This is a genomic window from Shinella sp. WSC3-e, assembly GCF_945994535.1.
In the GTDB taxonomy this organism is placed as follows: domain Bacteria; phylum Pseudomonadota; class Alphaproteobacteria; order Rhizobiales; family Rhizobiaceae; genus Shinella; species Shinella yambaruensis.
The window spans coordinates 2,970,803-2,991,356 of record NZ_OZ000530.1; the positions used below are offsets into that span (position 1 = coordinate 2,970,803).

The 20,554-nt window shown below is 60.5% G+C and carries 25 protein-coding genes and 1 tRNA gene; 11 read left to right on the forward strand and 15 right to left on the reverse strand.

What is annotated here, in order from left to right:
- The first annotated feature begins 20 nt into the window (after positions 1-20).
- The 4 genes from cpdR1 (at position 21) to AABF56_RS14770 (ending at position 1,971) form a co-directional block, all read left to right on the forward strand.
- Positions 21-383 (forward strand): response regulator CpdR1, encoded by a 363-nt coding sequence (gene cpdR1, locus AABF56_RS14755; RefSeq protein WP_023512679.1) that lies wholly within the window; start codon positions 21-23, stop codon positions 381-383.
- 94 nt (positions 384-477) lie between these two features.
- Positions 478-552, forward strand: a tRNA-Val gene (locus AABF56_RS14760).
- Positions 553-868: 316 nt separating this feature from the next.
- Positions 869-1,360 carry a hypothetical protein gene (locus tag AABF56_RS14765; RefSeq protein ID WP_272806491.1) on the forward strand — a complete coding sequence of 164 codons (492 nt, stop codon included), beginning with the start codon at positions 869-871 and terminating at the stop codon, positions 1,358-1,360.
- Between the two features lie 152 nt (positions 1,361-1,512).
- Positions 1,513-1,971, forward strand: coding sequence for a hypothetical protein (locus AABF56_RS14770; protein WP_272806492.1), 459 nt, complete (start codon positions 1,513-1,515; stop codon positions 1,969-1,971).
- Positions 1,972-2,156: 185 nt separating this feature from the next.
- Here AABF56_RS14770 and AABF56_RS14775 read toward each other — a convergent pair whose 3' ends face one another.
- Complete coding sequence (locus tag AABF56_RS14775; RefSeq protein WP_272806493.1) at positions 2,157-2,696, reverse strand: hypothetical protein; 540 nt, start codon at positions 2,694-2,696, stop codon at positions 2,157-2,159.
- Between the two features lie 189 nt (positions 2,697-2,885).
- On the opposite strand from AABF56_RS14775, the gene AABF56_RS14780 reads away from it, so the two are divergent.
- From AABF56_RS14780 to AABF56_RS14795, 4 genes are all read left to right on the forward strand, one after another.
- A protein-coding gene (locus AABF56_RS14780; protein WP_306040543.1) for an IS3 family transposase occupies positions 2,886-4,024 on the forward strand; the annotation gives its coding sequence in 2 pieces (ribosomal slippage) (positions 2,886-3,144 and positions 3,144-4,024; 1,140 coding nt in all).
- Between the two features lie 446 nt (positions 4,025-4,470).
- On the forward strand, positions 4,471-4,722 hold the full coding sequence (locus AABF56_RS14785; protein WP_272806494.1) for a hypothetical protein: 252 nt from the start codon (positions 4,471-4,473) through the stop codon (positions 4,720-4,722).
- Between the two features lie 68 nt (positions 4,723-4,790).
- Complete coding sequence (locus tag AABF56_RS14790; RefSeq protein WP_272806495.1) at positions 4,791-6,050, forward strand: ATP-binding protein; 1,260 nt, start codon at positions 4,791-4,793, stop codon at positions 6,048-6,050.
- Positions 6,051-6,695: 645 nt separating this feature from the next.
- Positions 6,696-7,079: a hypothetical protein gene (locus AABF56_RS14795; protein ID WP_272806496.1), complete on the forward strand. Its 384-nt coding sequence runs from the start codon at positions 6,696-6,698 to the stop codon at positions 7,077-7,079.
- On the opposite strand, the gene AABF56_RS14800 is transcribed toward AABF56_RS14795, so the two are convergent.
- The 5 genes from AABF56_RS14800 to AABF56_RS14820 form a co-directional block, all read right to left on the reverse strand.
- Entirely contained in the window at positions 7,057-7,398 is a 342-nt protein-coding gene (locus AABF56_RS14800) for a DUF1515 family protein (protein ID WP_272806497.1), read from the reverse strand. The genes AABF56_RS14795 and AABF56_RS14800 overlap by 23 nt on opposite strands.
- A 63-nt stretch (positions 7,399-7,461) precedes the next feature.
- Complete coding sequence (locus tag AABF56_RS14805) at positions 7,462-7,767, reverse strand: hypothetical protein (protein ID WP_272806498.1); 306 nt, start codon at positions 7,765-7,767, stop codon at positions 7,462-7,464.
- Positions 7,764-7,955 (reverse strand): hypothetical protein, encoded by a 192-nt coding sequence (locus AABF56_RS14810; protein ID WP_272806499.1) that lies wholly within the window; start codon positions 7,953-7,955, stop codon positions 7,764-7,766. Before AABF56_RS14810 ends, AABF56_RS14805 begins: the two co-directional genes overlap by 4 nt.
- Before the next feature lie 2 nt (positions 7,956-7,957).
- A complete protein-coding gene (locus tag AABF56_RS14815) occupies positions 7,958-8,719 on the reverse strand; it encodes a hypothetical protein (protein WP_272806500.1) in 762 nt (253 codons plus the stop codon).
- A 242-nt stretch (positions 8,720-8,961) separates the two neighbouring features.
- The gene (locus AABF56_RS14820) at positions 8,962-9,180 is read right to left on the reverse strand and encodes a hypothetical protein (RefSeq protein ID WP_272806501.1); all 219 of its coding nucleotides are present in this window, start codon (positions 9,178-9,180) and stop codon (positions 8,962-8,964) included.
- A gap of 20 nt (positions 9,181-9,200) precedes the next feature.
- Between AABF56_RS14820 and AABF56_RS14825 the strand changes: the two genes are divergently transcribed.
- Entirely contained in the window at positions 9,201-9,923 is a 723-nt protein-coding gene (locus tag AABF56_RS14825; protein ID WP_272806502.1) for a hypothetical protein, read from the forward strand.
- Positions 9,924-9,974: 51 nt separating this feature from the next.
- On the opposite strand, the gene AABF56_RS14830 is transcribed toward AABF56_RS14825, so the two are convergent.
- Positions 9,975-10,853 carry a hypothetical protein gene (locus tag AABF56_RS14830; protein ID WP_272806503.1) on the reverse strand — a complete coding sequence of 293 codons (879 nt, stop codon included), beginning with the start codon at positions 10,851-10,853 and terminating at the stop codon, positions 9,975-9,977.
- Between the two features lie 10 nt (positions 10,854-10,863).
- Positions 10,864-12,531, reverse strand: a complete 1,668-nt coding sequence (locus AABF56_RS14835) for a hypothetical protein (RefSeq protein WP_272806504.1) — start codon at positions 12,529-12,531, stop codon at positions 10,864-10,866.
- Positions 12,532-12,594: 63 nt separating this feature from the next.
- Between AABF56_RS14835 and AABF56_RS14840 the strand changes: the two genes are divergently transcribed.
- Both AABF56_RS14840 and AABF56_RS14845 read left to right on the forward strand, forming a co-directional pair.
- A complete protein-coding gene (locus tag AABF56_RS14840) occupies positions 12,595-13,356 on the forward strand; it encodes a M10 family metallopeptidase C-terminal domain-containing protein (RefSeq protein WP_272806505.1) in 762 nt (253 codons plus the stop codon).
- 26 nt (positions 13,357-13,382) lie between these two features.
- Positions 13,383-13,562, forward strand: a complete 180-nt coding sequence (locus AABF56_RS14845; RefSeq protein WP_272806506.1) for a hypothetical protein — start codon at positions 13,383-13,385, stop codon at positions 13,560-13,562.
- Here AABF56_RS14845 and AABF56_RS14850 read toward each other — a convergent pair whose 3' ends face one another.
- From AABF56_RS14850 to AABF56_RS14880, 7 genes are read right to left on the reverse strand one after another with little or no spacing between them, the layout of a single operon-like run.
- Positions 13,563-15,623 carry a hypothetical protein gene (locus tag AABF56_RS14850; RefSeq protein WP_272806507.1) on the reverse strand — a complete coding sequence of 687 codons (2,061 nt, stop codon included), beginning with the start codon at positions 15,621-15,623 and terminating at the stop codon, positions 13,563-13,565.
- Positions 15,623-16,720: a hypothetical protein gene (locus AABF56_RS14855; RefSeq protein ID WP_272806508.1), complete on the reverse strand. Its 1,098-nt coding sequence runs from the start codon at positions 16,718-16,720 to the stop codon at positions 15,623-15,625. The genes AABF56_RS14850 and AABF56_RS14855 overlap by 1 nt, the downstream gene beginning before the upstream one ends.
- 12 nt (positions 16,721-16,732) lie before the next feature.
- Complete coding sequence (locus AABF56_RS14860; RefSeq protein WP_272806509.1) at positions 16,733-17,095, reverse strand: hypothetical protein; 363 nt, start codon at positions 17,093-17,095, stop codon at positions 16,733-16,735.
- A gap of 10 nt (positions 17,096-17,105) precedes the next feature.
- Entirely contained in the window at positions 17,106-18,320 is a 1,215-nt protein-coding gene (locus AABF56_RS14865; protein WP_272806510.1) for a hypothetical protein, read from the reverse strand.
- On the reverse strand, positions 18,320-18,724 hold the full coding sequence (locus AABF56_RS14870) for a hypothetical protein (RefSeq protein WP_272806511.1): 405 nt from the start codon (positions 18,722-18,724) through the stop codon (positions 18,320-18,322). Before AABF56_RS14870 ends, AABF56_RS14865 begins: the two co-directional genes overlap by 1 nt.
- Positions 18,724-19,086, reverse strand: coding sequence for a hypothetical protein (locus AABF56_RS14875; protein WP_272806512.1), 363 nt, complete (start codon positions 19,084-19,086; stop codon positions 18,724-18,726). Before AABF56_RS14875 ends, AABF56_RS14870 begins: the two co-directional genes overlap by 1 nt.
- On the reverse strand, positions 19,083-20,543 hold the full coding sequence (locus AABF56_RS14880) for a hypothetical protein (protein WP_272806513.1): 1,461 nt from the start codon (positions 20,541-20,543) through the stop codon (positions 19,083-19,085). The genes AABF56_RS14875 and AABF56_RS14880 overlap by 4 nt, the downstream gene beginning before the upstream one ends.
- Positions 20,544-20,554 lie beyond the last annotated feature (11 nt).

Genomic DNA, 20,554 nt, shown 5'->3' on the forward strand with positions numbered 1-20,554 from the left:
AGCAACGGTTCCCGAATTCCATGACACCCAAGATTCTCCTCGCAGAAGACGACAACGATATGCGCCGGTTCCTCGTAAAGGCGCTCGAAAAGGCGGGCTACCAGGTGCTGTCCTACGACAACGGCGCCAGCGCCTATGACCGGCTTCGCGAAGAACCCTTCTCGCTTCTCCTGACCGACATCGTGATGCCGGAGATGGACGGTATCGAGCTTGCCCGCCGCGCGACGGAACTCGACCCGGACCTCAAGGTCATGTTCATCACCGGCTTTGCCGCCGTGGCGCTCAACCCGGATTCCAAGGCCCCGAAGGACGCCAAGGTTCTGTCCAAACCGTTCCACCTGCGCGATCTCGTCGAGGAAGTCAACAAGATGCTGGCCGCCTAACCCTCGGAAAAGACCGCAAAATCGCCCCGTAAAAAAAGCTTCAAAAACCTATTGACGCGCCTCGGGGTTTTGTGGTCTATGCGCCTCATCGGATGGGCGTGTAGCTCAGCGGGAGAGCACTACGTTGACATCGTAGGGGTCACAGGTTCAATCCCTGTCACGCCCACCATTCGATACCTTGCAAGGCCCTGTTTTTACAGGGCTTTTTGCATTTTTAGACCATGCATTACCCCTCACCTCGGCCCCTTCTGCGACCATTGATTTCGTTGTGAAACCCGTCGCGCTCCCCTCACCTTTTCCAAGCCCTAGACCCCCGCGCCATGACATCGTTTCGCCCAGCGAATCGCCCCTTATCGCGCTCGTGAAAGCCCTTTCTAGGCGACGGGCGAGGATCGATTATCGGGAGCCGGGAATAACTCCTACGAATAGAAGATGCCCTCGAAACGTATTCACGATCGGAATCAATCTGACGACGGAGATTGGGCATGAAACTCCTCCAACCTCGTTTTCTAATGGACATACCCGAACGTTCGAACGCTGGCGGCGGTGGCGCCAAGAGAGTCGAAACGGTATGGGATGAAGCACAAGAGATTAGTAAAGAAGAAGCGCGTCAGATCGATTGCGAACCCGGCGGCTACAAGCAACGCGATCAGCGCTGGTATGCGTCGTATGGTGTGAAGGTGCCAGATGAATTCCGGCGTTTCCTCGTGCGTACCGCCACCCACTTGGCGAAGAGTGAGAAGCGCTTCGTTTATGCTCCGGCTTTCTTCAAGTCGCTGCAACGGGACGAGTTCTATCCGATTCCACTGCGCTCCCTTCAGGATTGGTGTTTAACGGGAAAGAAGCTCGGATACCTCTCGGTTGCGGAGGCGCAAATCTTCGCCGCGCCCAGCCTCAGTGGAAGGGACACTTGCATCTATTTTACAGCACTTCAAAAAACGGCCTTGATGACAGCAACCGGCGCTGACCAACGGTGACCTGCGCCCTTTCTGCGTAGGCTTGTTCCTCCAGCCGGAGACTTTTGTAATCCTCATTTTCGAGATCGGGTGGGTTCGCCCATCCGCTCCGGGGACAGAATCCCCGACTGTCGGGGGTAATACCCCGTCTGTCCGAAGAGGAGAACAGCAGAATGGCAAAATTGATCAGATCGACCGCGCACCTCGCGGTCACCCTCGCCATCAGCGGCGCGGCCATCGTCTTCCAGACCGCAGCGGGAGCGGAGGACATGCAGCATCTCACCGAGATGAAGATTTCGGCGAACTGCACGACCGGTAGCACGAGTTGGGATGGTCGCCGCGCGGCGTGCGACTCCCCGCTCCAGGAGTGGAAGGCGCCGGCCGGCCATGCCTTGGATCGCGAAAGCCTCTCGGGAGGCCTGACGACGAAGAATGGCTCCGAGTACGATTGCCGCGTGAATTTCCTCGACTTCATTGAGGTCGTGCCCGGCCTCCACGCGCCGACGAAAGTGACGCTCCAGGCTCACGCTCGTTCGTCGGGAGGGATGGGCAATAGCGGCAAGCGCGGATGGGCGACGTGTGAATACACGCTGCGCATGGTGGCCCTGCCGAAGACGGAGGCAGACGGCTAATCGCGTTCTTTGACGAAGTCGATATGAACCTAGCGAAGGGCGGGCCTCCCGCCCTTCGCGTTCAGGCGAGGCGGTGCAATTCCAGTTATGGCTACTGCCGCTCTCCGCCTCGGCGCTGCCCCGCCTATTGGCTAACCGAGTCCTGAGCGGATTGGGGCAGCAGGTTAAACTGCCCCGCACCACGCCTAAGCTGCTCGAAGCACGCCTCTCCGCTTTTTGCACTTCCGGAACCACACGTTGGCCAAGGCCTTCCAATGTGGCATCCGGTGCGTGTCCGCGAACCGCTTCGCATCCTCCTCCGCGGTGTAGAGAAGGTCGATAATGGCCGAGGTGATATCGTCGGCCGACACATGGCCGGCGAACTCGGGATCGATGAGAAGGAACTCTACCGCCTTTACATGAGTGGCAGTGATCAATCCACGCTCGGCGTTTGCAATAATTTCCAGAACTTCCCGCGCGAAAATTCTTCCTCGGCGGGCAATCAGCCCTTCGATCTGCTTAACGGCTATCGTCTGTCGAGAGCCATCGCCGGCGTGAGAATTCGGTGCGCGTAGAAGCCTTACATTTGCGGCCTTGCACGTCAGTTCCAGAGTAAGGGCGTCTTCATCCCCGGCGGCTACAGCTGCTTGATGGAGCTGCAGGCTAGTGATGCCAAGCTTCTGTGTGTTCTGGCCGATAAACGCCTTCGCCTGTGCGATCGTGTCTTCGGCTTCCACGATCATCACGGGAATCTCTCCGACATGCGGATTGGAAGCCGCGGCGATCGCGGTATGTTGCCCATCAAGCACCTTAAGGACGGTTGCTCCTTCGTACTCTGAGTACGCGCAAATAGAGCTGGCTCGGGAAATCTGCACAGCGGGGATAAGTGGAGTTTCTGCCTGACTTCGGCTTAGATGCCGGGAACAGGAGAGACCATGACGAGACGACCGCGCCGGAACCATAGCCCGGCTTTCAAGGCGAAGGTGGCACTTGCCGCCATCCGAGGTGAGCAGACGCTGGTGGAGTTGTCCCAGCAGTTCGATGTGCACGCCAACCAGATCAAGCAATGGAAAGACCAGCTCCTTGAGGGGGCGACAGGTGTGTTCGGCGATGAAACGAAAGCGGAGCCGTCGGGTCCGACCATCGATGTCAAAACGCTGCACGCGAAAATCGGCGAACTGACACTGGAGAACGATTTTTTATCCGGTGCGCTCGGCAAGGCGGGATTGCTGGGCGGAAAGAAATGATCGACCGCGAGCACAAGCTATCCGTCGTGCGCCAGGCGAAGCTTCTCGGCTTCAGCCGTGGCAGCGTCTACTATCTGCCTCTTCCGGTGTCTGACGGCGATCTGGCCCTTATGCGCCGGATTGACGAATTGCATCTCGACTACCCCTTTGCCGGAAGTCGGATGTTGCAAGGGCTCTTGAGAGGAGAAGGTCTGGAGACCGGGCGGCGACACGTCGCCACGCTGATGAAGAAGATGGGCATCGAGGCGATCTACCGCCGCCCGAACACCTCGAAACCAGCGCCAGGGCACAAAATTTATCCCTACCTCCTACGAAAGCTGGCAGTCACCCGGCCCAATCAGGTGTGGGCAATGGACCTGACCTACATCCCCATGGCGCGGGGATTTGTCTATCTGTGCGCCGTCGTGGACTGGTTCAGCCGGAAGGTCTTGTCATGGCGGTTGTCGATCACGATGGAAGCAGCCTTCTGCATCGAGGCGGTGGAGGAGGCACTTGCCCGTCATGGCAGGCCGGAAATCTTCAATACCGACCAGGGATCGCAGTTCACCTCCATCGACTTCACCGCCGTGCTGAAGAGGTCACAGATCGCCATCTCGATGGATGGCAAGGGTGCGTGGCGAGACAATGTCTTCGTCGAGCGGCTCTGGCGTTCGATCAAATACGAGGAAGTCTACCTCCATGCCTACAAGACTGTGTCCGAGGCACGCGCTGGCATCGGCCGATATCTGAACTTCTACAACACCAGACGCCCACATTCATCCCTTGACCGGCGGACGCCGGATCAGGCCTACTTCAACGCGCTGACACCAATGATGGTGGCCGCATAATCGAGGCGGAAATCCACTTAGCGAAACGCCCGAAGCTGTTCAGACAAACCGAGCCACCTCTAATAGGCGGCTTAAACTTCGCCCAGTCGAAGCCCTCGATAATGCGTCGTATCTGGTTTAACCCTCGCTCTCCAATGGACCGCTGGTACGCCAGATCGACGAACAGATCAGTAGCCCTGACTGTCTCAAATATTGGAACGCCGGTTGGGGGCACTCCCGGCGTCAAGCCGCTGACACTTACTGGCACGATAGGTCTTACGTTGTCTTGCATTTCTGCTCCCTCTGTTTGGCGAGGGGACGCTACGGTCGGCGGGACGGACTGGTCTAAGTCAGTTACGTACTATGCTTTCCGGCGAGGCAATATCCACAAGCAGTGGTCCGAAATCTGACGGCGAGAACGACTCGACTTCTGCGCGATTAGATGGTTCCTTTGCCACGATCCACCAATGCAAAATGGGCGTGGCTCCGCCCTCGACCGTGAACTGATGAAGAAAGCCATGGCTTGCCGCGTTCATAAGAACCGCTACGACATGCGTGAGGACGGCACGGGCATGTGGGCGGTGTACGACATATTCACGGGATTGACGGCCGAGCTTAACGGCATTCCTCAGGATGGCTTCGACGAAGTCGTGGCTAGGTTCATGGTCAGAGAATTGAACGACGCGTACATCGCAAGACGGAAGGGGACCACGCATTGAGCGGCGCGTGCTAGGCGGCACAGGACGCGACTGCCCATTGGATTATCGAAACGCCTTTGAGATCGAGAATGTCGATGAAATATAATCCGTTCAGGCCTAATAGTATCATTGCTCCCGGTATGTTCCATGGGCGCCTTCCGGAGATTGACGCGATCGAGCAAGCTCTCTTTCAGACAAAGAACTCGAATCCCAGTCACTTCATGATCCTGGGTGAACGAGGTATAGGTAAATCATCTTTGTTCTGGATGGTGAAGTGGATTGCAAGCGGCTCTATTAAAGCGACAGGGGGGATAAATTTCAACTTTCTCGTTCTTTCCGTAGACCTTGGTGATGCAGCTACTCAACTAGACATCATAAGGGCAATTGGGCGGGAGGCGAAAGCAGCATTAGGCGAGAGGGATGAACTTCGCGCACGTGCCAAGGCCTTTTGGGACTGGTGCGCCAACTGGGAAATCCTTGGCGTTCGATATCACAAGGAGGCGGCATCCTTTGACCCGAACGATGCAGCGGATGAACTAGTCGGAAAGTTGGCTGGGCTGTGTAGCGATTTGGGTGATGCGATCGACGGTATAGTGATACTAATCGATGAGGCCGACCGTCCCGGAGAGGAAGCAGGGCTAGGTGCCCTCTGCAAGCTTGTTACCGAACGCCTTACGAGAAAGAACTGCGACCGTGTATTGTTTGGGCTTGCTGGACTCCCTCCGCTCATCTCTAAGTTGCGCGCGAGCCATGAATCTTCGCCACGGATTTTCACGACCATGGTCCTAGATCCACTTCTCACCCATGAGCGTGAGTTGGTAATTGACAGTGGGATCCGTCAAGCGAACGAAAAAAATGAGATACAGACGACCATCGAAGGAACTGCCAGTAAACTCCTTGGCGGCTTGTCAGAAGGATACCCTCACTTCATCCAACAATTCGCGTACAGTGCTTTCGATACTGATACCGATGACATTATTTCGCCCCAAGACGTGGTAACAGGGGCATTTGCTGAGAACGGAGCTTTAGCGCAGCTCGGAAATAAGTACTTCAGCGAAATGTACCACTCGAAAATAGCGTCAGACCACTATCGTGAAGTCCTCCATACAATGGCAGAACACTCTGATCAGTGGGTATCTCGAAAAGCAATAATTGCAGAGTCGGGGCTGCCTAGCACCACTGTAAACAATGCCCTGGCGGCGTTAAAAACGCGAGGGATCATACTGGCTGACGAGAGCCGAAAAGGGCGTGGCTTTTACAGGCTTCCCACGCGATCCTTTGCTGCCTGGATCAACGCGATTCAATCAGTCGAGAAGGAAAGTGGCATATCAATTAGCGCCAGCGAGTAGCGCGCGTCCTTGAAACCTGCGGCCTCGCTATTACCACTTACTACCACTTACTACCATGCACTCAGCCCGCCCTTCCGGCGGGCTTTTTCGTGCCAAGGCTGATGGCTTAGAAAGCCTTTTCTCCCGTTCTCCACCCTTCTAACAACTACCCTCAGAGCCATAGGCATCAATTAAGACGGTCCTGAGGAGGATCATCAGCGCCTGCCTCGATCCCGTCGAAGCCAAGCATCCGTGAAGTCCATATGCCCCGATAGCTCGGTTTGTTTTCCCGGCCGCTACCGGGCTGTGGTCGGCATCCTCCCGCTGGTCAGGCGGTGCAAATGGTACGCTGCCGATGTGGCCGGCGTATTCGTCAGGCCCTGAAACGCAAAAAGTGCCCCTCCATCCACAAAGGACAGAGGGGCATGGCTTAGACTGGCTTCGGCTATTGCCGTTCAATGCCGCGCCGCTGTGCAGCCTCGATGCGCTGAAGGATCTCGCGCACGACCTTGATGTCGCCGGCCTGCACCGATTTGAAGGTCATTGATCGCAGTGGCTGGCTAACTGGTCGCCGATGCATGAAAGTGCCAGCTGATGATCGTAGCATAGGGATTGATATTACAATAAAGCGTTCGGCTTCGGCCGTTGCCGTTCGGAGCGAGTAATTTGGTGGTTGAGAAGGTGACAGAGGAACAGATTCGGCAGGACTTGTTGGAAGCCAGAATCAAGCCGGGATCTGGCGCCAGAGCTGATCGCATTTATCGATCAGTTAAGGGGATTACAGACAATGGACGGGTATATCATGTGCTGACCGATACGCCTGAGCAAACGTTTGATACCTTCAGAGTTCTCGTAGATGATCAGATAATCGTTTCCTTTGAATTGGACCGGGATAGTTCCGAAGCGATACCGAGAGAAATTCAAATTTATTCAATAGAAGACTATAGGAAAGCGATCGGACCCGGCCTTGCGGAAGTAGAATTGCGAATCGCTGTCAAACTGGCTCAAGAAGAGCTTAGCCACATTTTTATCCGGTCCAACCGAGTCTAAGCGCCACCCACTTCCCCACTGTCGCCAGAGAGGCACCGAACGCAGCGGCGATGAAGACGATCAGCATTCGCATGCCAAGGAAACGTTCCCGCCAGCGACCGATATCGGCCGTGACAGGCTCGATCTTGTCCAGGCGGGTGCTGAGGCCTTCGAGCTTCCGGTCCAGGTCGTCGAGCCGCCTCTCCATGTTCTCGGACTTCGAATACTGCTGCTTGCGGTCGGATCGCGCTTGGTCCTGGTCGGCCAAGACACGGTCCATCTTGGCGTCAAGTGCGCCGAGCTGCTGATGAACCGCGGCGTCGATCTCCGGCGGACTCATTTCCAGCACCCCTGCCGGACGCCGTGTGCATTGTGGCCGGCAACGCCATTGGCGAACTGCCGGTCATTCATCGTTACGAACAGCGCCGTCTCCAGCTGCATGTTGAGCTTCCGCCAGCCGTCGCACGCATTCCCTTTCGTCGTCTTCGAGCAACCCGAGATGACGGCACAGGCCAGCAAGATCGGAACGAGATATCTCATCATCGGTGGCGCTCCTTTCGCGCAGGGCTTTGACGGATTGTTCAAGGGCGGCGACGGCAGCTTCCTGCCGCCCTTCGCGCTTGCCGAGATAGTGGGCGGCCGGCGTGGCGATCAGCGCACCGAGGGCGATGCCGCCGGCAATCTTCGCGGCATCGAGGAGGCCGATCACGTCGCCCACCCGAGCCGGCGCGCAGCGGCATAGGCCATCTCGACGCCCGCGCCGATGGCGAGGCCCAGGAGCGTCAGGATATCGGGATCTGCGCCAATCTGGTTGCCGAGGTCAGCGTCCAGCAGCCCGGCTGTGACCAGGGAGGCGGCAAGATAGCGCAGGGCGATTCGAGCGATGACGGCGGACATGGCTATTTCCTTCCAAAGAGACTGAGGATCGCGGAGATGAAAGCGGAGAAGCCGGAGCGCTTGGGGGCAGCGGCTGGTTCGGCCACAGGAGGCGCAGGAGTGGGTTTGGGCTCGAGGGCAGGCTGAGACGCCTTCCCGCTATAGCCAGCGTCCCGTAGCGCCTTTTCGAACGCCTTGGCATAGGTGGCGATCTTCGCCCCGTTGCCGGCCGTGTCGCCGTTCACGATGGCGCGGGAATTGTAATACTTGTAGCCCGGCACATCGGGGTTGCGGGTAACCAGATAGTCGTAGTCGGCAAGCTTCTTCCCGGTGAAGAGGCCCTTCTCCATGCCCTCGAATGTCGCGCGGACAGAGGTTTTCAGGTCCAGCGCCGACTCTTTCGAGAGACCCAGTTTGCGGTAGTTCTCCTCGTGGGTTACTTGGATAAGGCCCCTTCCGAACCACCCCTGACGCCAGTAGGGCTTTGACACCCACGGCAACTGGCCTTTGGCATAGGCGGTGTCGAGGCGCTTGATGACGGTGGCGTCGGAAGGGTTCCGATCCTTGCTGTGAGCGTAGACCGTTTCCTTGACGGGCTGCATCTGGCCGCCTGTCTCGTGGTAGACCTCCGACAGGATCGCGGCGAGGTGGAAGAGCGGCGTTCCTCGCCTCTGTGCCTCGTCGAGGATCGCCTCGCAGCCGTTGACTTGGCCTTGGGTGAGAGACGTGCCGAAGATGCCGGACGCGCGCTGGCGCACCGACGCATAGAATGCGCTGCGGTTCATGGTGTTTTCCTCGTTGGAACGAAAAAGGCCCCCGAGATGGGAGCCTTTGAAGTGGTTGATGTGAACGGGGGCGTCCCGCTGCGCCGCCCAATGCGATCAGCTAGCGACCAGCCGCAGAGCGCCTTGCCCTCGGATGCGGTCTAGATGTCCCCTGATCAACCCCGAGCAGTACTGGTGGCAACCGCGTTTCGTTTGGATTTGGGCGTGGCCCACTTCTAACGCACCGTCCGTACAAGAAGAAATTAGTCTAAGCCAAGAAGGCGGCTTAACTCAAACGCCGCCTCGTCGGAGTGGACTTGGGCGAGAACTTCGATGCTTTTAGGCGACGACTTCCTCGTCTTGTACAGGAAATAGCCTCCTGCGCCCTCAAATTGCGGATCCGCCATTCTTGCCTGTTCGCCAGTAAGCGGCGATAGTTTAAGACTGAGGTCATTGTCGAGAGTGCCGCTGTAGTAATTCATGAGCGTCCACCGAGGGTGTTATGGAAAAGAAAACGCATTCCGTTGTGAAAGACCCGACAATTCCAGTTCAATACCTTGCCGACTACATGTCTGCCTCGACTCAAGCGCGTCGAACGATAGTGCAGAAATCCAAGTACAAGTCGCTTGCCCGAACCTTTCAGCACCAGATCGCACGCAGGACGATATCAGATCACCTGCTTGAGGGGAATCCGCTACCTGGGGACCTTTCCAGCAAAGCTGACGACGTTCGTCACATGCTCGCGGATGAAGACTTCCAAGAGCAATTGTACGGCTATAACGCGGATTTCATTGAGGCATTCTCAGCAGTCTCCACCATGTTTGATTTGTCCGGATTTGATCTCATGGCGCCGCAAAATATAGGAAGCCCCGAGTACAACGGCACCAAGGTCAAATTCACACCAAGTTTGCTCACGTACCGAAAGACGAAGGTCAACACTCAGAAAGTCGGCGCAATAATGTACCGCTACGCAAAGGGCAGCCCCCTCTCTGTGGATGTCGGTCAATGGCAATCTGCCTTCATGTTTGGTTACTTAGCGGAGGCGCCCTTCATTGAGGAATCAAAGCCAGAGCAAAAGTTGTGCATGGTGCTTTGTGCGGTCGCCGGCGCCACGATTACCGCGCCAACGAATTCGATCTATCGCTTCAACGAGATGAAAGCTGCTTGCTCTGACATCGCTGAGAAATGGGCCAATGTCCCACCGCCGAATGGCGCGGTACTATAAAGTTCAAACTGAAATACTGCGGCTAGGTGCCGTCGCGCACGGAGGCGACGGTTAGCGAATGCCGCGGACGCGCAGGCAGCCGATGTTCAGCGTAAGGGAGCCAGAGGGCGGCACGATGCGGAAGCGCAGCGCCGTGATTGGCCGGGCCGAATAGATGTCGGGCAGTGCGAAATCCCGGAACGTCAGATCCTCGTTTCGCGGGTCCGATTTGAAGAAGATCGGCAGGTCGGCACTGTCAAGGTTGTGGACTTCCGCGAAGAAATAACGGTTCGTGGTGCCGCTGTTCGACCAGCGGACGAGCGGCGCGGCAACGTTGAAGTCGTACCACGTCGAGCCGTCGCCGACGCTCAGCCGGAAATTCGTCACGCCTGGGTTGCTCGTGATGCTGGTGAGGCTGCCTTCGATGACGAACGACCGATAGCCCGTATCGATGCCGGTAATGTCCCGACTGTCTCCGCTGGAGAGCGTCGTCGCCGTCTCCTCATGGATGATGTCTCCGGCGGCCGAGCCGAGAAAGAAGCTCAGCATGAAGTTGCCGTCGAAGACGCGAAGGATGGCGAGGTTTCCCTCCTTGACCGTCGCCGTCTCCTCCCCGTTCACGGTCTCCGAACCGTTCGGGTTGATCGTGACGTCGCCGCCGGAGGCGTAGATGTAGCACATCCACCCATCGGTGAGCGTTGCGGCGGCCTGCGTCGTGCACGTCGCGTCCGTTGTGAAGTCGAAGAGCTGGTTGTGATCGTCCTTCGTTACGGTGTACGGCGCGCTCTTCGCCACCCGGCGCGAAACGGCACCTTTTGCCGCGTGCGACATCACGGCGCGCAGCCCGTCATCCATGTTCGAAGGCCGCGCCGTGCCGAGGATGGAAATGCCGTTGACGTCCTGATTTTCCGCAGGCGTGGCGCTGTAGTCGAGGATGGAGGTTTTTGCCATCAGTAAAGTCCTACGCTATCTCTTGCCCTGTCTGCCTGAGAGCGCCCGCTATCGCCAAAGCTGCCCCCGAATATCCCGCCGAAGAGGCCGCCAGCGCCGCCTCCGCCGCCCAGGTGTCGCCGTCCTTGAAGAAGGTCTCGTGCCCGAACCGGTCGATGCGGGAAACAAGGCCGTCGCCAAGGTTGGTGATGCGCGAACCATCCGTCGCAATGCCGGTGGTGCCTTTCGGGCCACCCCACGCGCCATAGGCCGCCTGCGCACCGCGCCCGAGGTCATTCAGCGTGCCGACGCCGGCCCATGCCCCTTGCCCGCTCCGGTCGCCAAGCAGGCCACCGAGCAAGCCGCCCGGCTGCTGGTTGGCGCCGAAGGTCTCGCGGGCGAGCGCGGAGCCGATCAGGCCACCAATCGGGCCGCCGATTGCGGAGCCGGCAATACCGCCGAGCATGGACGCTCCGGCATTGCGAGCGATCCGGCCGAACCGGGAGGGCTGCTGCTGTGTGGCGTCCGGCGTCGTGGACACGGCCATGTCCTGTTCAACGACGTCTTCCGGTGCGGATATGGCCCCGGTCGTTACCGGCCCCTCAACCGTACCGACTTCTGCCGTTTGCGGCTCATAGGCCGGGAGATTGTCGATGGGATTGGCGAGCGGGTTGGGGCTCAGCCGGCCGACGCCGAGAACGTCGTTCGGATCGCGCACCTTCAGGCCGTCCATGCCGAGGATGCCGCCCTGCTCCATCGACTGGCCCATCTGACGGTATGCGTCAGCAAGGCTGGGTGTCGCCTGCTGTGTCGTCGGTGAAACGGCCTCTATGGCGGCGATAGCGTCGGTGACGCCCGCCTCGGGCTGGTAGGCCTGATAGGTGTGCGGTTGGGAAACGCTCTGGCGCGCCTGGTTCACCTCGTTCTGAAAGTTCGCCTGCGCTTGCATCTCCGCCATGTTCGGGACGGCCATGTCCTGCTGGCCAAGAATGCCGACGGCGGCGTCTCGCCGATCAAGCGCCGCCTGGTACTGGCTCGGGGAGAGATCGAGCGTCTGATAGTCGCGCTGCTGCGCCAGGAGGCCCGAGCGCAGGCCGGCCATGGGCGACTGTCCGGAGAGGTTCTGGAGACCGGTTCCCTCCGTCGAGCCCGCCAGCTGGCCATAGGCCTCGGTCGGCGTGACGGCGGGGGTCTCCAGACCGGAAGGCACGCCGGAGACAGCACCGAGGTCACTCAGCACCGAACCGGCGAACGGATCGCGCACCGCGAACTCCGGCGTTGGCGTGTTCAGCAATTGAGGCTGGCGAGCGCCCTTGCGGGTGACGATCCCCCGAAACTCCGGGTCGCTGAAATAGCGGTGGCTCGCCGTCTCCGTCTCATAGGCGAGCCGGCCGGGCAGATTGTCCACGGCCGCGGGCGTGGCGTAGTAGGTGGCGCTGGTCACCGGGCCGTTTGAAAGGACGTCCTGGATGGCCTGCTCTGCAAGATCCCGGTACTTCTCGACGCCGGCAGGCAGGCGCTTGCCATAGGCGTTGTACTGCGACCGGCTGAGGGCGATATCCTCGATGCTCTGGCCCGTCATCCGGGCGCGGTTCACCATGGATGAGAAAATGTGCCTCATGTCGTTGAGACGCTGCTCTGCGGTCTTGCCGCCGGCCTCGCCGAGCATGACGTCAATGACGGATTGTGCTGTTGCCATGGGTTCCTGTCTCGACTTTTGCGGTAATTGGTGGTTCCCTTTCCCGGTTTAAGGGAGGGCGCCATGGCTACCGTCGAAGTTCACAAAAATCGCTCGTTCGATATGAGCAAGCTCGACTACTCGACCATGCTCGACGGCTCGCACTATCTCTTCGACCAGTGGACGTACATCATTCAGCCGGGCGGCAACGTGACCGAGGAGTTTCACGGATACGGCTTCGGCATGAATTCCAACCGGGACCTGTCGAAGGGCGTCGTCACCAGCTACGAGGCCTACATCAAGAACATCAAAGTGGTCTCGATCGAGGGAGTGAGCATCAAGGCCGCCGAACTCACCGCCGCCGCGAAGACCGTCACGCTGAACGATGACTATGCCGTCGTCGCCAAGATGCTGAAAGGCAACGACACGATCACCGGCGGCGACAAGGCCGACGTGCTGATCGGGTATGCCGGCAAGGATCAGATCACCGGTGGCAAAGGCGCCGACGATCTGTGGGGCGGCAGTGGTGCCGACACCTTCGTTTTCAACTCCGTTTCGGATTCCACGGTCAGCTGGCGCGGCCGGGATACGATCTACGATTTCCGCCAGGTCGAAGGCGACAGGATCGACCTGATGGGCATCGATGCGGACACTGGCAAACGCGGAGACCAGTTCTTCGAGTTCATCGGCGACAAGAAATTCTCGAAAACCGCCGGGGAACTCCGATACGAGAAGAAGCTGGGCGACACTTTCATCCATGGCGACGTGAACGGCGACGGCAAGGCCGACTTCTCGATTGTCCTTGATCCGCTCGTCAACTTGAAGGACAGTGACTTTCTCCTTTGACGTTTGGCCGCAGACGAATGGTGCACATGAAAAGCCGCCTTACCCCAGAAGTCCTGCTTGGGATTTTCGCCGTGGCCATCGGCGGCCTTTATGCGCGCGGTCACATAGCACCTGAACTCACGGTGGATTTCGCGCTTTTCTGCCTCTTCGTTGTTCTCTTGCTGTGGTTCCTATGGCCTTCGCGTCGAAATAAAACAGATGCCTGACTACTCTGCGGCGATCCCCGCAGGCGCCGCAATGGCAAGCGCACGGGCGACGAACGCCTGCACCGCCTGACGCTTCTGTTCCGCCGAAATCTTCAGCTGGTTGATGCGCTGAAGCTCGTTGATGACCGCCGCTTTCGACTTGGCCGATCCAGCCATCAGCCGTTTCGACACCTCGTCCGCCACCGTCGGTGTCATTCCGCCAAGCATGCGAAGCCGGGAGCCGATGAACTGCAGCGTGGCGTTCACCGGTCCCGTCGTGATCAGGTTCCGCGCCGTGTCGACGCCCTCCTGAAGCCCGCCAGCCTCCGCCATGTCGATCGCCTGCCGAACCGTCGTGCTGTTGCCCGTCACGGCCTGGTAGGTGGCCCGCTTGCGCGCCTCGCTGATGATCGTCGAACGGAATTCCCGGAACTTCTCCGGGCTCTCGAACAAGGTTTGCAGGTTCCGCATCTGCGCCGGGCGCGAGAAAATGCGCAGGATTGCGTTGTTCGTCACGCCGGCCTGCTCGATCTGGTTTCGCAGGGTTTCGGCCGCTCCGATGCGGGCGCTCGCCTTCTGCGCCGGCCCCATGTCGGCCACGGCTCGTTTCAGGGCTTCGGGAGACATGCGGAACACCTCCCGGCCGGTCTCCAGCGCATCGTCGAGCGCGGCTTTGCCGGCCCATGCACTTCGGGCAGCTGCATAATCGGGGTTCAGCTGGTCGACCTCAGCCAGCATCCGGTTCTTCAATCCGACCAAGATTCGGCCTTCGTTCGTCACCTTCTTGGTGATGCTATCCGTCTCGCGCGCGATCATATCGTCCATGGCGCGCTTGATGTAATCCCAGCCGCGCGTGTCCGGCACGCGACGAACCACCTGGCCGTTCTGCGTAATGTTGACGAACATCTGCTTGAACGGCACCTGCTCGTTGCCCGCCAGCTGCTCGGCATGCCGAAGTGCCGACTTGCCGGCAGGCGTTTCCAGAATACCCTCCAGGGTCTTGCTGAAGTGGGTGGGCCGCGCATAGGCGCGCCGATAAAGCGGACCAGCCGCCTTTTCCGCCGCATCCGCGATGGCGTCCTTTGCAGCCATGTATCCGTTAGGGTCGGCAAATGTGCGCGAAATCGCCGCCTTCAGCCGGTCGCCCTGACCGAACTGGCGGAGCGTCAATTGGGCCTGGACGCGGTCTCGGGCTTTTCCCGGGATGTTGGTCGCAGTCCGAAGTAGGCCGCGCGCGCTCTCGCCGCCGACGTCGGCAAGGTTTAGCCCCTCGCCGGCCGCCATCCGCCGGCCCGCCTGGTCGACCGGCATGCGGCTTGTAACGCGCTCCGCCACCTTCTCCACGGCATAGGCCCCGGGGTTCGTGCGAGCCCGCACCGCGTCCATGAACGGCTTGGCAACGGCGCGGCCGACGCCAGCGACGACAGGCACGGCGGCACCGAGCCCGCCGCCGAGCAGAGCGCCCTCTGCGATGTCCGCGTCATTGCCCGCTGCCGAGAGTCCGCCATAGGCCGCGCCCTCAGCGCCCATCAGACCGGCGCGGGCCGCGATACCCTTCGCGCCCTCCATCGCACCCGTACCGAAGCGTCCGGCCAGCGTGGCGCCGCGATTGGCGAGCGCGACCGGAGTAGCAATCAGTCCGCCGAACTCCGCTGCCGTTCCCGCATACCCCGCCCGATCCCGCGCGCCCTGCGTTGCCTGACGCATTGCGGCGAGCTCTTCATCATAGGACTTGTCGGTGAACGCGGCGCGCGCGGCGGCTGCGGCCTTGTCGCCGAAACCCATGGTCATGCCATTGGCGGCGAGGTCGACGAGATCACCGGCCGCGACGATCGGCTTTTTCCATTCCGGCATCTGGTCGTACCGGACCTGCGCCAGGCTATCGATCGAGGCGTCCCCGAGCTTGGTCGACATGCTCGACAGATCGGAGCGGAGATCCTGCGACTGCGCGCTTTCGGCCTGCGGGACCTCGCCGAGCTGAGAGGCGATTTCGTCCACGGTGGCGTTCTGCTGTTCCGGCGTGAGGCTCAGGAAGCTGTCATCCACCTGCACACGGCGGCCGTTGATGTTGAGTGTCGGCATTACGGTTCAATGCTCCACTGGACGCCGGCAGACGTGCGGTTGCCCTTCTGGGCCTGTCCGCCACCCGGCTTGTAAAACGAACCGCCGCGCAGGCTCTCGGAGCGCTGGCGATTGAATTCAAGCCGGCGCTCCGCAAGAGCCTTGGCACGCTCCAGGATGCCGAGGCGGACATTTTTCGGGAGACTTGCCGAGCCCTGAATTTCCATCAGGATCTTACGTTCACCCTCGGTGGGCGCAGCGCCGAAAATAGACTTCAGGCTTTGAAGCGCCTGCCCGATCACCAGGTTGTCGTATTCAGCCGTGGCAGCCGAGCTTTCCGGCGAGGACACGAAGTCGGGGAGCAAGATATTCGGCAAGGCGTTGCCAAACGCGCCGCGCGTGCTGGCGCCGAAGCCCTGATTGGCCTTGTCATTGATGCTGATGGCCTGATCCAGCGCCGTGATGGCGTTCTCGTTGGCCGCCACCATGTCGTCGGCCTCAAGGATGGCCTTCTTGTCGGTGGCGGTAAGCGGCGACTGGTCTTCGCGCGGCATCTTCCCGGTGAGGATGAACGACTGATAGGCCGGATTGTCCGGCGTCAGGCCGTTGGCCTCGGCGGCGGCGCGGCGGGTCTCGTAAGGATCTGCACCGGTGTTGCCTGCCCGGCGTTTGGACGCCTGATAGTCCATGAACGAGCCGCCGAACCCCTGAGACTTCGCGTATTCATACTCGTCCGCCACTGCCGGCAGCTTCTTTGCCACGCCGCCAGGAGGGTCGATCCAGTCACCCGTGTTCTCGTTGAACACTCTGCCACCCACGGCCATATAGCTCGGACGCTGCGCCTTCAGCTGGGCCTCCTTGTCGGCCAGCTGCTGCTTGTAGTGCAGCGTGAAGGCGTCTGCCGGCGACAAGAGGCCAGCCTGGACGGCCTGAACCAGTTGCGGGTTGCCGTTGCCAAGCATCTCCATCGTCATGTTGCGCTGGCGAGCTTCCTTGCGCGCCCCGATGAGGCCCGTCGCCGCATTGCCAAGCTGCTCCTGCGTCGAGCGCCCGGAAAGCAGGCCGGCGCTGATCGCCATGAGGGCGTCGGAATCAAGGCCGAGAAAGCCGTTTGCCATCGTCATCGCTCCTCAAAGATGTCCCTGCTGCTTGAAATACTCCTGCAGCGCGGCAAGTTGCTGGTCCCGGTACGGAGAGCCATAGAGCATGCGCGCCCACTGCTGCATCGCAGGATCAAGCTCCGTCTCGCCGGTGACGCCCGGCTTGTCGCCCGTGGCCGTTCCATCGCCGCCGAGCGTTGGCGTGCCCGGCATGCGGATCGGATCGTAGATCTGGTTCAGGTAATTCCTCTGCGCGAGGATGCCGCCGCCGAAGCCGTTGTTCATCTGCTTGGCGAGGAGGCCGAGCTGACCTGGAAAGCCGGCGGGGATCGTGTCGCCCTTGCCGGGCTTGATCGGGCGGCCATAGGTCTCGTCGGGACGTTTTCCGGGCATGTCGATCTCCTTAAAGTCTGAGGGCGCCGGGCCCGCCAGTGCCACCGCCGCCGCCGAACAGGCTGGCCAGCAGGCCGAAACCACCAAGGCCGCTCAGGATCGGATTGCCGCTCGGGCCGGAGGCCGTGACGTTCTGCGTGCCGAAGTTGCCGTTCAGGTTGGCGACGTTGAGCAGCTGGCCGATCTGGTCCCAGGGGCTGTTGTTCTGCGAGTTGAAGATGCGCAGCTCGTCATTCTTGAGCCGCGTGGCCAGATCCTCATTCATGCCGCCGATCTGCATCAGCGTCTGATATGGCATCTGCGCGATGTTGTAGGCGTTCTGGATGTTGCCGAGGCCGGCCTGTCCCGCGTTGAACAGCTGGCCGTTGGCGTTCAGCAGATTGCCGAACTGGCGATCGATGTTGTCGATGCCGACCTGTCCCATCTGCATCAGGTTGTTCGCCGCGCCCTGCATCGTGCCGTAGGCATTCGTCATGTTGCCGACGCCTGTCTGCCCGCCGGCAAAGAGATTGGCGTTCGCCTGGTCCCGGCGGTTCTGCCAGTTCTTGTATTCGTCCGACATCATGCCCGCGGCGAGATTGCCCGTCGTCTTGCCAAGGACACCCTGATGCGCACCCGAGCCGTACCGGCCTGCCGCCGCCGCGCTGAGGTTGACGCTGTCGCCGGCCGCATCGAGGGCACTAGAAAGCACCCGCTGGAAGTTCGGGTCGGCGTTCGGATCGAACTGCGACGTTGCCGTGGTGCGGTAATTGTCCATGGCGAGACGCTGGTCATCGGTCAGGCCGCCACTGTTCAAAAGGCCCTGGAAAATCCCCTGATTGTCGTCGAAGTTGCGTCGGATCGAGCCAAGCGCCTGCTGCTGCGACTGGTTGAAGCCGCCGTTGCCGAGCATGCGCATATAGCGGTTTTCGGCATTGTCGGCCGCCATGTTGAGCCCGCCAAGGGCGTTCCGCTGGTAGGAGTTGAAGCCGCCGTTGCCGATGATGTTCTTCATCTGGCTCGTCAGGCTCTTGCCGGCGCTGCCGTTGGCGAGGGCTTCAAGGCCGCTCATCCCCTTCATCGTCTGAAGCGAGTACGGGATGACGGTCGATCCGGTATAGACCTGAGAACCGAACCCGTCCTTGTAGAGCTTCAGCGCGTCGGCGAGGCCCGTCTTCAGGAGGTCTTGCGTCGGCTTCCACGGCTCGGAACTGGTCGTCTGGGTTTGAGAGCTTCCACCGGGCATCAGACATTCACCTCGTAGGTTCGGTAGACTTCGCGGGCGCCGGGGAAAATAGCTCCCCAACCGGCTCGTCCACTCGCGGTAATGGTTTTGGCGCCGCCGGTACGGGCGGCATCGACGGCGAAGGCACGGGCCGCGTCCGCCCATCTGCCGACGCCATCGCCGGCCAGGCACAGGCACCGGAAGACAATGCCGGTCGGCCAGCTGTAGAATTTCCAGACGGAGGCCATCAGCGGCCGCTCGCCGTCGTGCGCCACCATGAGATAGGCTTCTCCCGAAAGGCACATCTGGCGCAGGACAGGCTCCGTCAGGTCGCATCTGTACCGGTCGCAGGCCCGCTGCATCCGGGCCTCGAAGATGGGCCAGATGTCGTCCACCTCCTCGGGAGAGGCAAAGGCGACAAGCATCAGCCGGGGCCGATGCTCTTGAGGTTGGCGTGATTGCGGATGTGCACCGCCGTGACATCGATGCCGGCCGCGCTCGCCTTCACCCGGAGGAGGCAGCCGGCCGGGATCGGCAGATTGTGGTCGGTTAGCAACAGGTAGTCGTGCGCCGCCACAGGCTTTTCGTGCAGCACGTAGACCGAGGAGCCACCCTTGTCATAGATCAGGTCCACATCGATGCTGCCGGCCGTCGTGTTGGTGAACATGATGCTTTCGAGCGTGGACGTGGAACTGGTGTCCGACGTGACGAGATCGATTTCGCTCGTATCAGCCAGGCTGACGGACGACACGACACGCTGGCCAGTGGTTTGCGCATAGACGGTCATGAGAACGAGGCCCTTTCGCCCATCATTTCGATGGTGGTTGCCGTCTTCCATTCCTCACCGGCGGGAATGTCCACCTTCAGCTTGATCATCCGGCCGTCGCCGCGAATGCCGCAGAACCGCGTCCGTGGCGACGGCGTGACCGGATTGCGCCATCGGATGCCCTGTCCTTTGAAATCCGAGGTGCCGAGAGTCATCGTGTAGTTCACCGCGTCAGAATCCAACCGCGCGCCGTTGACAAAGAAGCGGTCGGGATCGGTTGGCGAAACCTCGGCGGTGTAGAGCGTGGCAGGCAGGTTCTCGCCAGACATGAAGGCGAGCCGGCCTGACGTCGATATGCCGCCGAATGTCGGCTGGCCCGACTGCCAGAAGCGGCTATCGAAAGGCACGTCTACATCGTCGATCGTGTTGAAGAACTTCTCCATGCCGTCGATGGTGACCGAGGGCGTTGCGACCGTGGCGAGCGCCTGGAACTCGATGTCGGAAAAGCACCACCGGTCCAGCATCCAGTTATAGCCGAGAAGGTAGTTCTTCGTGTCGCGCGACCGGAACCGCCACCAGATCACCTGTCGGAACGGATCGACCGAGGCATCCATGTCCTCCAGATAGTCCGTGTCGACCGTCTCGCTGAACCACTTGTTCAGGCGCTCCGAGCCGATGGCATTGTTGCCCCGGTAGAAGCCGCTCGGGCTGTAATAGACATAGTCGTCTTGTCCGATCTGGGCCACGGCATAGGGCGCCGCAAGGCCGCGTTCCGTCGTGATGTCCGAGAAGGCAAAGACCCACCCCGTTTCGAGGGCGAACCGCATGGCGCGGATGGCGGAGCGCATGAGGATGATGGCGCCCCCCGTCACCGGAATGCCGTTGAGGACGTCGCCGCCGACCGGCATCACCTGCGAGCCCGCACCGTCCTCGCCCTCGGCCCATTGCTCGGTATCGTTGATGCCGCACCACCTGACGAGGTCCGGCTGACCGTCAACGCCGAGCGCCACGACGAAATCACCGACGACCATCAGGCTCTTGCAGACCGGCGGCGATCCGGCGAGGTTAGCGAATTCGGTATCCGACCCGAGATCATAGACCTGGATGGGATCAACGCCGTTCGTGGCAAGCACGCGGCTGCCGAACTGGACGAACGACCAGCGCAGCGATGAGGAATAGTCGCTCGACGTGCGCGTCACGTCCTCCCAGATCAGATCCGTTTCGTTGAAGAGGTAGAGCTTCGTGGCAGTGCCCGCGAATGTCGCCGTCGTTCCCGCCGCTGTACGGGCATGAAACACGCCGGTGCAGCCCGCAATCGCGTCGATTTCGCCTTCCTCAACCTCTGTCGGGATGATCTCGTTCAGCGACGGCAGGGGCCCCCATCCGTCCGCAATCGGCAGAGCGTTGACGACGACATTCGCCGCGGCGACGTTGTAGGTGGCCTTGTCCGGCTCGAAGGGCGAGAGAGGGATTTTCATCCTAGAACAAC